The 10,457-nt window shown below is 71.1% G+C and carries 11 protein-coding genes and 1 tRNA gene; 3 read left to right on the top strand and 9 right to left on the bottom strand.

The genetic code is table 11. The features are described 5' to 3' along the window. Positions 1 to 182: 182 nt before the first annotated feature. From KSO97_RS15760 to glmU, 5 genes are all read right to left on the bottom strand, one after another. On the bottom strand, positions 183 to 992 hold the full coding sequence (locus KSO97_RS15760; protein WP_232680555.1) for a 3'(2'),5'-bisphosphate nucleotidase CysQ: 810 nt from the start codon (positions 990 to 992) through the stop codon (positions 183 to 185). A gap of 58 nt (positions 993 to 1,050) precedes the next feature. Then, on the bottom strand, positions 1,051 to 1,677 hold the full coding sequence (gene pth, locus KSO97_RS15755; protein WP_232680553.1) for an aminoacyl-tRNA hydrolase: 627 nt from the start codon (positions 1,675 to 1,677) through the stop codon (positions 1,051 to 1,053). Positions 1,678 to 1,766: 89 nt separating this feature from the next. Beyond that, complete coding sequence (locus KSO97_RS15750; protein ID WP_232680551.1) at positions 1,767 to 2,423, bottom strand: 50S ribosomal protein L25/general stress protein Ctc; 657 nt, start codon at positions 2,421 to 2,423, stop codon at positions 1,767 to 1,769. Positions 2,424 to 2,795: 372 nt separating this feature from the next. Beyond that, complete coding sequence (locus KSO97_RS15745) at positions 2,796 to 3,776, bottom strand: ribose-phosphate diphosphokinase (RefSeq protein WP_308188329.1); 981 nt, start codon at positions 3,774 to 3,776, stop codon at positions 2,796 to 2,798. 31 nt (positions 3,777 to 3,807) lie between these two features. After that, the gene (glmU, locus tag KSO97_RS15740; RefSeq protein ID WP_308188328.1) at positions 3,808 to 5,277 is read right to left on the bottom strand and encodes a bifunctional UDP-N-acetylglucosamine diphosphorylase/glucosamine-1-phosphate N-acetyltransferase GlmU; all 1,470 of its coding nucleotides are present in this window, start codon (positions 5,275 to 5,277) and stop codon (positions 3,808 to 3,810) included. A 131-nt stretch (positions 5,278 to 5,408) separates the two neighbouring features. Between glmU and KSO97_RS15735 the strand changes: the two genes are divergently transcribed. Next, complete coding sequence (locus KSO97_RS15735) at positions 5,409 to 5,729, top strand: hypothetical protein (RefSeq protein ID WP_232680549.1); 321 nt, start codon at positions 5,409 to 5,411, stop codon at positions 5,727 to 5,729. Positions 5,730 to 5,775: 46 nt separating this feature from the next. Then, a complete protein-coding gene (locus KSO97_RS15730) occupies positions 5,776 to 6,807 on the top strand; it encodes a hypothetical protein (RefSeq protein ID WP_232680547.1) in 1,032 nt (343 codons plus the stop codon). Positions 6,808 to 6,831: 24 nt separating this feature from the next. Here KSO97_RS15730 and KSO97_RS15725 read toward each other — a convergent pair whose 3' ends face one another. Then, positions 6,832 to 7,278 carry an SRPBCC family protein gene (locus KSO97_RS15725; protein ID WP_232680545.1) on the bottom strand — a complete coding sequence of 149 codons (447 nt, stop codon included), beginning with the start codon at positions 7,276 to 7,278 and terminating at the stop codon, positions 6,832 to 6,834. Positions 7,279 to 7,379: 101 nt separating this feature from the next. Here KSO97_RS15725 and nhaA point away from each other — a divergent pair, with 101 nt between their 5' ends. Next, on the top strand, positions 7,380 to 9,233 hold the full coding sequence (gene nhaA, locus KSO97_RS15720) for a Na+/H+ antiporter NhaA (RefSeq protein ID WP_232680543.1): 1,854 nt from the start codon (positions 7,380 to 7,382) through the stop codon (positions 9,231 to 9,233). 28 nt (positions 9,234 to 9,261) lie between these two features. Here nhaA and KSO97_RS15715 read toward each other — a convergent pair. From KSO97_RS15715 to KSO97_RS15705, 3 genes are all read right to left on the bottom strand, one after another. Next, positions 9,262 to 9,340: transfer RNA gene (locus tag KSO97_RS15715), tRNA-Gln, on the bottom strand. A gap of 155 nt (positions 9,341 to 9,495) precedes the next feature. Then, complete coding sequence (locus KSO97_RS15710; RefSeq protein ID WP_232680541.1) at positions 9,496 to 9,990, bottom strand: type II toxin-antitoxin system PemK/MazF family toxin; 495 nt, start codon at positions 9,988 to 9,990, stop codon at positions 9,496 to 9,498. A 50-nt stretch (positions 9,991 to 10,040) separates the two neighbouring features. Then, the gene (locus KSO97_RS15705) at positions 10,041 to 10,418 is read right to left on the bottom strand and encodes a Rieske (2Fe-2S) protein (protein WP_232680540.1); all 378 of its coding nucleotides are present in this window, start codon (positions 10,416 to 10,418) and stop codon (positions 10,041 to 10,043) included. Positions 10,419 to 10,457: the final 39 nt, after the last annotated feature.

Genomic DNA, 10,457 nt, shown 5'->3' with positions numbered 1-10,457 from the left:
GACGTACGAAACGCTCGAGGTTCGGTGCGTGAACAGGAGCCGAACGCCAGCAGGCGAACTCCACGGCTGGACCAGACCACCACCCCTGGTGCGTTGACCCGTCTTTCGACAAAGACGGGTCAACGGGGAAAACGACGTCGACCCGTCTTCAGATGAAGACGGGTCGACGCGTGGGCGGAGAGTCAGCCGATGCCGCGCGAGGTCACCCAGGCCACGATCTGGTCGGCGAGCTCGGGCCGGCAGACGATGAGGTCCGGCAGGTAGACGTCGTCGCGGTTGTAGATCATCGGCGTGCCGTCGATGCGGCTCGTGAACAGTCCGGCGGCGCGGGCGACGCCGATCGGGGCGGCGGAGTCCCACTCGTACTGGCCACCGGCGTGCACGTAGATGTCGGAGACGTCGCGCGCGACCGAGAGCACCTTCACCCCGGCCGAGCCCATCGGCACGAGCTCGGCGTCGAGCTCGGCGGCCAGCTCCTCCACGAAGGCGGGCGGACGGCTGCGACTGACGGCGATGCGCGGCTTGGCGCTCGTGCGCGGCGGCACCACCGGCGGCTTCGCCGTGTTGAACGTCTCCCCCAGAACCGGCTGGGCGACGGCGCACGCCGTCAGGTCGCCGGGGCCGGTCGACCCGTCACCGGCACCGCGCTCCCAGAGCGCGACGTGCACTGCCCAGTCGTCGCGCGGGGGCTCGGAGAACTCGCGAGTGCCGTCGAGCGGGTCGACGATCCAGACGCGGTCGGCCTCGAGCCGGGCCTTGTCGTCCTTGCCCTCCTCCGAGAGCACCACGTCGCCCGGGCGCAGCTGCGCGAGCAGCTCCATGAGCAGCTCGTGCGCGGCACGGTCGCCGGCGTCCTTGAGCTCCTTGCCCTCCAGGCCCTCGCCGCGGACCTCGAGCAGACGCCGTCCGGCCTCGGTGGCGAGCCAGGCGGCAAGCGCGTGATCGTCGGTGGCGGCCTCGGCCGGTGGGGTGCTGGGCGTGTACGTCGTCACGGGCGACCACCCTACTCATCCACGGCGTGGGTCCACGCGGTGCTCGCCGGAGGTCGGTTCAGCGGTTGAACTGCTGCTGGGTGCGCTCGAGACCGTCGGCGATGAGCGTCTCGACGGCGTCCGCGGCGCTGTCGATCTGGAACGGCAGCTCCTTGCGCTCGGTGCCGTTGTAGTTCGACAGCACGAAGTCGCTCACCTCCTGCCGCCCCGGCGGGCGACCGATGCCCGCACGCACGCGGTAGAAGTCGCCGGTGCCCAGCGAGCCCCGCATCGAGCGCAGCCCGTTGTGGCCGTTGTCGCCGCCACCGACCTTGATACGCAGCGTGCCGAAGGCGATGTCGAGCTCGTCGTGGATCGCGATGATGCGCTCGGGCGGCACCTTGTAGAAGGTGGCCAACGCCTTGACCGGGCCGCCCAGCTCGTTCATGTACGAGCGCGGCTTGGCGAGGACGACGCGGGGCGCGGGCGTACCCGGCGCACCCAGCCGGCCCTCGACGACGTCGGCGCGACCGGACTTGTGCGAGCGGAAGGACGAGCCCATCCGCCTCGCCAGCTCCTCGATCACCAGGTAGCCGATGTTGTGGCGGTGACCTGCGTAGTCGGGGCCGGGGTTGCCCAGGCCGACGACGAGCCAGACCTGGCTCGCCGGCGTCACCGGGCCCGCCGAGGTGTCGGGGTCGCTCACGTGGTCCTCCGTGGGGCGGGGCGGACGTACAGGTGACACGAGCCGGCCCAGGTACCACCTGAGCCGGCTCGGTCGAAGGAAGTGCGAGGTCACTCCTCGGTGGCCGCGGCCTCCTCGGCCGGGGCGGCGCCCTCGGCCTCGGGCTCGTCGCGCTCGATACCGGCCTCGGCCTCGGCCTCGGCGAGCTCGGCCTCGACGTCGGCGGCGGTCGGAGCGGCGGTGATGTTGACGATGAGGGTCTCGGCGTCGGTGAGCAGCGAGGTGCCCGAGGGCAGAGTCAGGTCGGCGGCGGTGATCTGGGTACCGACCTCGGCGCCCTCCACGCTGACCTCGATCTGCTCGGGGATGTTGGTGGCCTCGGCCTCGAGCTGCACGGTGGCGTTCTCGGTGACGACGAGGGTCTCGGCGACGGCGTCACCGGTGACGATCACCGGGACGTCGACGGTGACCTTCTCGCCGCGCTTGACCGCGACGAAGTCGACGTGCTCGAGCACGCGACGGATCGGGTCGACCTGGACCTGCTTGGTGAGCGCGAGCTGCGGCTTGCCGTCGATGACGAGCTCCAGCAGCGCGTTCGCTCCACCGTGCTTGATCGCCATGGTGGTCTCGTGGCCCGGGAGGGTCACGTGGACGGGGTCGTTGCCGTGGCCGTAGACGACCGCGGGGATCTTGTGCTCGCGGCGGATGCGGCGGGCCGCGCCCTTGCCGAACTCGGTGCGGGACTCGGCCTGGATCTGCTCAGCCATGGGGCTACTCCTTCATCGTCAAACGTTCGTGAGCCCCGGACTCGGCCGCGAGATGGCCGGAAACGACGAACGCCGCGCGACAGCGCGGCGTCTGGTGACAAACCGGCCCTGTCGATCACGGAGCTTGCGCTCCCTCGCCGAGGCAACCCCATAACCTTACGGGTGAAGGTCCGCCGGGGACCAATCGGCGAGTCGACACGCCGGTCGACTCACCGGTGGTCGCGGTGCCTGAGCGCCAGCGAGGGCCTCGCAACCCCTGACAGCCGACGTCGGCGCGCACCTCACCGGGTCTCGACGCGTCTTCGCGACGTCGTTCCTCGGTCGCGACGATTGCTCGACCACCGACGATCGCAGCCGCCGGCGCGTCTGCGATCAGGCGTGACCGTCGAACATCGAGGTGACCGAGCCGTCCTCGAAGACCTCGCGGATGGCGCGGGCGACGAGCGGAGCGATCGAGAGCACGGTGAGCTTGTCGAAGCAGCGCTCGTCCTCGATCGGCAGCGTGTTGGTGACGACGATCTCCGCAGCCGGGCTGTTCTTGAGCCGGTCGACGGCGGGGTCGGAGAGGATCGCGTGGGTGGCGGCGATGATGACGCCCGCGGCGCCTTCGGCCATCAGGGCCTCGGCTGCCTTAACAATCGTGCCGCCGGTGTCGATCATGTCGTCGGTCAGCACGCACATCCGGCCCGTGACGTCGCCGACCACCCGGTTGGCCACGACCTCGTTGGCGACGTCGGTGCGACGGGTCTTGTGGATGAAGGCCAGCGGTGCACCGCCGAGGCGGGCAGACCAACGCTCGGCGACCTTGATCCGCCCGGCGTCCGGCGACACGACGGCGAGCGCCTGGCCGCCGTACTTGCCCTTGATGTAGTCGGTGAGCAGCGGCAGCGCCATCAGGTGGTCGACGGGGCCGTCGAAGAAGCCCTGGAGCTGGTCGGCGTGCAGGTCGACGGTGATGATGCGGTCGGCACCGGCGGTCTTGAACAGGTCGGCCATCAGACGCGCCGAGATCGGCTCACGACCACGGTGCTTCTTGTCCTGTCGGCTGTAGCCCCAGAACGGCATGACCACGGTGATCCTCTTGGCAGAGGCGCGCTTGAGCGCGTCGACCATGATCAGGTGCTCCATGATCCACTCGTTGATCGGCGTGGTGTGGCTCTGGATCACGAAGGCGTCGCAGCCGCGCACCGACTCCTCGTAGCGCACGTAGATCTCGCCGTTGGCGAACTCGTAGGCCGAGGTCGGGACGAGAGGGGTGCCGAGGATCTCGGAGACCTCGGCCGCGAGGCCGGGATGCGCCCGTCCGCTGAACACCATCAGGTTCTTCTCGGTGGTCCGCTGGATGCCGGTCACGCGGGGGCTCCTTCTCGCAAGGGTGGGGCGGTCAGGATTCTTCCGCATCGGGGGCGGGCCGGCCCAAGCCGGGGTCGGCCTCGATCGCGGCCTGGGCCTGCTTGGTGCCGGCCCGTCGTCGCACCGTCCATCCGCGCAGGTTGCGCTGCGGGCCGCTGCTGACCGCGAGGGATCCGGGCGGCACGTCCCGGCGCACGACGGTGCCGGCACCGGTCGCTGCACCGTCGCCGATCTCGACCGGGGCCACGAAGGTGTTGTTGGACGCCGTCCGCGCATGCCGGCCGATCACGGTGCGGTGCTTCTCCACGCCGTCGTAGTTGGCGAAGATCGTGCCCGCACCGATGTTGGTGCCCTCGCCGATCTCTGCGTCACCCACGTAGGAGAGGTGCGGCACCTTCGCGCCGTCCCCGATCTGGGCGTTCTTGGTCTCCACGAAGCCGCCGACCTTGCCGCCCGCTCCGAGCACCGTGCCCGGGCGCAGGTAGGAGAACGGGCCGACGTTGGCCTCGGCGCCGATGACGGCGAGCTGGGCGTGGGTGCGCACGACGCGGGCCCCGACACCGATCTCGCAATCCTGCAGGGTGGTGTCCGGCCCGATCACAGCGTCCTCGGCGACGACCGTGGCACCCAACAGCTGGGTGCCGGGCAGGATGGTGACGTCTTGGGCGAGGACCGCGTCGGCGTCGATCCAGGTGGATCCGGGGTCCATCACCGTGACGCCCGCGCGCATCCAGCCCGTGACGATCCGGTCGTTGAGAACCCGACCGAGCTCGGCCAGCTGCACGCGGTCGTTGGCCCCCTCGGTCTGTGCGACATCGTCGATGGGGTGGGCGGTGACGGTGAGTCCCGCATCGCGTGCCAGCTGCACGGTGTCGGTCAGGTAGTACTCGCCCTTGGCGTTGTCGTTGCCGATGCGCGGAAGCGCCTCGACGAGGAAGGCCGCGTCGAAGGCGAGGATCCCGGAGTTGATCTCGGTGATCTCGCGCTGCTCGCGCGAGGCGTCCTTCTCCTCCACGATCGCGACGACCTCGCCCATGTCGTCTCGCACGACTCGGCCGTAGCCGAACGGGTTCTCCACGACTCCGCTCAGGATGCTCACCGCCGCCTGTGCAGCGCGGTGCTCCGCGGCGAAGTCGCGTAGCGATTCCGCGGTGAGCAGCGGGGTGTCGCCATAGGCGACCAGCACCGTGCCCGCCAGCCCTCGACCTGCGGCCTCGACGGCCACCCGCACCGCATGCCCGGTGCCGAGCTGTTCCTCCTGGACGGCGAGCACGGCGTCCGGCATCAGTTCCAGCACGTGACCACCGACCTGCTCGCGCTGGTGCCCGACGACGGTCACCACACGGGAGGGCTCGAGACCGCCGACTGCGGCGAGCACGTGACCGATCATCGAACGGCCGCCGATCGGGTGCAGCACCTTCATCGTCTTGGACTTCATCCGGGTGCCACCGCCGGCAGCGAGGACGATGACCGTCAGTTCCGTCGTGGGGGTTGCGGACACCCGCATCACTCTAGGGCGGATCGGTGCACCTGGGCAGGGAGATCCCGTTTCGTCGTGGTCGTCGTGGTCGTCGTGGCGGCCCGCCCGGACCACCGGCGTAACCCCGTGCCCCCGAGCACCGTTGAACGAGCGTGATCTTCCAGGTGCCGGTCGACTCCTTCCACGATGCCCACCTCGACCTCGCGTCGGGCCTGGGCTTGGTCGTGCTCCCCGCACCGATGGACGACGTCTTCCTCTCCGGCTCCTCGCTGCACGGAGCCGCGTGGGAGTACGCCGTCGGCATGCTGCGCCGGATGGGCTGGACGCCGCGCCTGGATCCGTCCGCCGGCCTGCGCTACGTCGGCGTCGCAGCGGGTGCCCGCCCGGTCGTGGAGGTCGAGGCCGAGCAGGCGTTGGTGACCACCGCCGCGTCGCAGGCCTGGCGCGACCTGCGCGAGGCCGCCGGCGTCTGACTCCCCACTCCCCTGCGCACACGCGCCGATACGGCAGGCTGCTGCCATGGCCTCGACCAGCGCGACCGACCTCGCCGCCCGTCTGCTCGACGCCCAGGTGGCGTGGATCGTCGAGCGGCTGACCGGCCCGGACCTTCCCGGGCTGATCGAGCAGGACGTCGATGACCTGCTGGCACTGGGCGGTCGCATCACCGTGGGCGGTCTCGTCGACGCCGACGCCGTCTCGGCGCTCGTGCGCGAAGCGTTGACCTCGCTGCCTCCCAGCGCGGCGGCCAGCACCGCCGTCTCGGTCGCGGCGGCCGTGGCCCACGAGGGCCCTGAGGAACCGGTGTCGCTCACCGATCTGGTCGACCGCGACCACGTCGAGGCGCTCACCAACGAGGCCCTGCGCCTGGTGTCCGTCCTGGAGACCGTGATGGACGAACTCGCCGAGAGTCCCCTCGTCGCCGGGCTGGCCGCCCGGTTCGTGGGGCGTCTGGTCACCGAGGTGCTCGCGGCGAACCGCGCCGTGGCGGAGAAACTTCCCGGCGTCGGCTCGCTGGTCTCCCTGGGCGCCTCCATCGGCGCGAGCGCCGCCGGCGCTGCCGGAAAGCAGCTCGAGGGCCTCCTGGGCGACACCGCCGGCAAGGGCGCCACGATCGCGATGCGCCGCCTGAACAAGATCGTGGTGGAGACGCTGCGCGACCCCGCCACCCGCGCTGCTGTGCTGGAGGTGTTCGACACCTACGGCGACCAGCCGCTCCCGCCACTGAGCACCGTCACCACTCGCGACGACGTCGAGCGCGTCGCGGGGCTGGTGCAGGACCTCCTGATCGGCGCGGCGCCGACCGCCCCGGTGACCGCCCTCGCCGATGCTCTCGTCCGCGGGTTCCTCGACGCCTACGGCGACCACCCGGTCTCGACCTTGGTCGAGGATCTGGGTCTGACCCGCGACGACGTCGTGCGCCACGCCCGGGCCCTGGTGCCTCGAGCACTCGAGGCCGCCGCCGCGACCGGTGAGCTCGACGCCGTCGTGCGGACCCGTCTCGAGCCGTTCTTCGCCTCGGCCGAGGTCGCACAGATCCTCGGCCGAACCTGAATCCAGCGATTCCGGCTCGGGCGCTCAGGCCGCCTGCGCCTCGAGGTTGCGCACCAGCCGGCGGCTGGTCTGGCGCACCGCCACGCCCACGAACGGCTTCATCGCCCGCCCCATCACCGCTCCGGCAGGTCCACCCGGCAGGGCGTACTCGACCCTCGCGCCCACGCGCGTGCGCTCGGCATCGATCGCCTCGAAGGTCCAACGCTGGGTGTTGCGGATGCCGTCGGTCGAGGTGAGCTCGATCAGCCGATCCTGCTCCCACGCCGTGCACTCGATCCGTGTGGACAGCTCGACACCGACCACGATGACGCCGTCGTAGGCCGCGCCGACACCGCTCACCTGCTCGCCGACCGGCTCGATGCTGCGCAGGCCGTAGAGCCAGTCCTGCGCGTGGGAGACGTCGTCGAGGTAGGCGAAGACGTCTCCCACGGGCCGATCGATCTCCACCTGATGCTCCAGCACGGTGCTCATACCGCGATCGTCGCAAAGCACGGTCGTTGTCGGCCCACCCTCCAGCAGGGTGCCCAGGAGGCGCCGAACGATCCGAGCGCAGGAGGCCTTAGCGTGTCGGCATGGCCGACGACCAGAGCCGGTGCAGCGGAACCTCGCAGGACTTCGCCGGGCAGACGCCGTCGGCGCTGCGGTCGTTCATGCACACCGAGGCCGGCAGCGCGGGACTTCTCGTCGTCACGGCGCTCGTCGCGCTGCTGTGGGCGAACTCGGCGTGGTCGGACGCCTACACCTCGCTGTGGCACACCGAAGCCGCCATCCGCTTCGGCGGCGCCGAGATCCGGATGGACCTGCATCACTGGATCAACGACGGCGTGATGGTGGTGTTCTTCTTCGTCATCGGGTTGGAAGTGCGGCGCGAGTTCGCGGTCGGCGAGCTGACCGACCGCTCGCGCATCACGATCCCGCTGATCGCCGGCATCGGCGGCATGGCCGTGCCGGCCGCCTTGTATCTGCTCCTCAACCCGACCGGCGAGGCCGCACGCGGGTGGGGCGTGGTGATCGGCACCGACACCGCCTTCCTGCTCGGCGTCCTCGCGCTGGTCGGCCCCGCGGTCTCGACCCAGCTGAGGATCTTCCTGCTCACCCTCACCGTGATCGACGACATCGTCGCGGTCAGCGTGATCGGCGTCGTCTACTCCGACTCCGTCGACGTGCGCGCCCTCGCCGTCGCCGGCGCCTGCCTGGTCGCGCTGGCCGTCCTCGACCGCACCGGCGTCTGGCGGGCCTCGCCCTATCTGGTCATCGTGCTGGTCCTGTGGGTGGCCACGCTCGAGTCGGGGCTGCACGCCTCGATCGCCGGCATGCTCGCCGGTCTGCTCATCCCCGCGTCGAGCCCCGAGCGGTCGCTGGTGAGCCAGGCGAACCGGCAGTTCGTGGCGTTCCGCCAGTCGCCGATGCCCGAGGTGCAACGGGCCGCGCGCACCAGCCTCAACCGAGCCATCTCGGTCAACGAGCGGTTGCAGGAGGTACTCCACGGGTGGACCAGCTACGCCGTCGTGCCGCTCTTCGCACTCGCCAACGCCGGCGTCGACCTGCGCGGCGGGGTGCTCGGCGACGCCCTCGCGTCGCCGGTGACCTGGGGTGTCGTCGCCGGTCTCGTGCTCGGCAAGCTCGTGGGCATCGGCGCCGGCGCACTCGGCGCCGTCCGGCTCGGGCTGGGCCGCCTGCCCCAGGGCGTCGGGGCCGGTCACACGCTGGCGGGGGCCGCGCTCTCGGGCATCGGATTCACCGTGTCGCTCCTGATCGTCGGTCTGGCCTTCGACGACGAGAGGCTCCGCGCGCAGGCGACGGTCGGCGTGCTGCTCTCGGCGTTGCTCGCCAGCGTGCTCGGCTGGGTGGTGTTCGCCATCGCCGCGCGCCGCTTCGGCCAGACCGACGCGGCACTCCCGCGCGTCCTGAGCGACCCGATCGACCCCGAGCGCGACCACATCCACGGACCGGCCGACGCCGAGTTGACCCTCGTGGAGTACCTGGACTTCGAATGCTCCTTCTGCGCACGGGCGACCGGCGTCGCAGCCGAGCTCCGCGCGCACTTCGGAGACCGGCTGCGCTACGTCGTCCGCCACATGCCCCTCACCGTGCATCCCCACGCGGTGCCCGCCGCGCGGGCGGTCGAGGCTGCGTCGCTCCAGGGCAGGTTCTGGCCGATGCACGACCGGCTCTTCGCCCACCAGGAGCTGTTGACCATGGACGACCTGATCGAACATGCCGCAGCGATCGGACTCGACGTCGACGTGTTCCTCGGCGACCTGGAGTCCGACGACGTCGCGCGCCATCTCGAGCGCGACATCGGCAGCGCGGAGGCGAGCGGTGTTCGCGGCACCCCGACGTTCTTCGTCGGCACCGAGCGGCACATCGGGCAGCACGACACCAGTGCCCTCATCGAGGCGCTCGAGGCTCGCGGACACCTCTGACAGCGCGCTCGGGATGACCTGAGATCTGCTCCCCGGGTAGGAGTCGAACCTACGTCGCTAGTCCTGATTCAAAGTCAGGCGGGCCCTGCCGGCAGACCAACCGGGGATAGTGCCTTCAGCCTAGGGCCCGCCGGGCCAGCGCAGCGGCCGAGGGGCCGCCCACCGGGTTTCGAGACCGTCCTCACACCTCGGGCCTCCTCAACCGCCGGTGCCTCACGGCCTGAACGTCGTCCACCGACGATGCAGCGATCACGTTGTGCCATCACAGGCGGGGGTGGAACTGCCGCGCGGCCGCGACGACGGCGTCGAAGACGGGGCGGTCCAGCGCGGCCCCCTCGCGCCGGACGGCGTCCAGCGGCAGGCGCAGCAGCCGGTCCAGGCGCACCTCGCTCGGGCGCCGCTGGCGATCCCACCCACCGGTGCCCACGTCCATCCAGTGCCGGCCGCGACGCGCCTCCTCCGCCGCGTCGCGATCGTGGTCCTGACTGGTCAGCATCAGTGCGAGCACCGCTCCGGGTTCGCCCTGGCTGACGGCGAGCACCAGGACGGGTCGATCCTTGCCCTGCTGCGGATCGTCCTCGTAGGGCACCCACGCCCAGACGACCTCTCCTGGGTCGGGGCGACCGTCTGCCCGCGGCGCGTACTGCGCCACTCCGGTGCGACCGGGAGCCGGCTGAGCTGCGACGCGCGCGTCTCGCCGTCCACCCCGCTTCGCCAGACGTCCCCGGAACCGACCGAGCATCGAGCCACGTGCCATGACGCGATCCTCGCAGGTGGAGCGTGCGCCCTCGCGACGTCGGGTCGGCGTCAGGCCAGGTAGATCTTGCCGCGCTTGACCGTGAAGCGCTTCGGCGGCAGCGGCGACCCGGCCGGGCCTGCGAGCACGGCACCGGTGGTCGCGGAGAACTGGCTCCCGTGACAGGGACAGGTGATCCGCCCGCCCGACACGTCGGAGACCGGGCACCCCTGATGGGTGCAGGCGGCGTCGAAGACGCGGAAGCGCCTCTTCGCCTGCCGGGTGACCACGACGCCGCGTCGGGAGACCACCACTCCGCCGCCGATCGGCACCTGGGAGACGGCGATAACGGCACGCCCCGCAGCCCCGGCCGAGGAGTCGATGATCAGCGGGCCGACGACCCCGACGGAGGCGGCGGTCAACAGCTGGCGGCGCGAGCAGGGCTGCATGGAGGCACGGTAGCCGGGCGCGCGGTCGGCGGGCGGGGT

Source organism: Nocardioides sp. R-C-SC26 (assembly GCF_021246465.1).
GTDB lineage: Bacteria > Actinomycetota > Actinomycetes > Propionibacteriales > Nocardioidaceae > Nocardioides.
This window is presented reverse-complemented; position numbering and strand designations above follow the sequence as displayed.

Coding starts and splice junctions, on each gene's coding strand:
- KSO97_RS15750 (WP_232680551.1), bottom strand. CDS start 2,423: ATGGCTGAGCAGATCCAGGCCGAGTCCCGCACCGAGTTCGGCAAGGGC.
- KSO97_RS15730 (WP_232680547.1), top strand. CDS start 5,776: ATGGCCTCGACCAGCGCGACCGACCTCGCCGCCCGTCTGCTCGACGCC.
- KSO97_RS15725 (WP_232680545.1), bottom strand. CDS start 7,278: ATGAGCACCGTGCTGGAGCATCAGGTGGAGATCGATCGGCCCGTGGGA.
- nhaA (WP_232680543.1), top strand. CDS start 7,380: ATGGCCGACGACCAGAGCCGGTGCAGCGGAACCTCGCAGGACTTCGCC.
- KSO97_RS15710 (WP_232680541.1), bottom strand. CDS start 9,990: ATGGCACGTGGCTCGATGCTCGGTCGGTTCCGGGGACGTCTGGCGAAG.
- KSO97_RS15705 (WP_232680540.1), bottom strand. CDS start 10,418: ATGCAGCCCTGCTCGCGCCGCCAGCTGTTGACCGCCGCCTCCGTCGGG.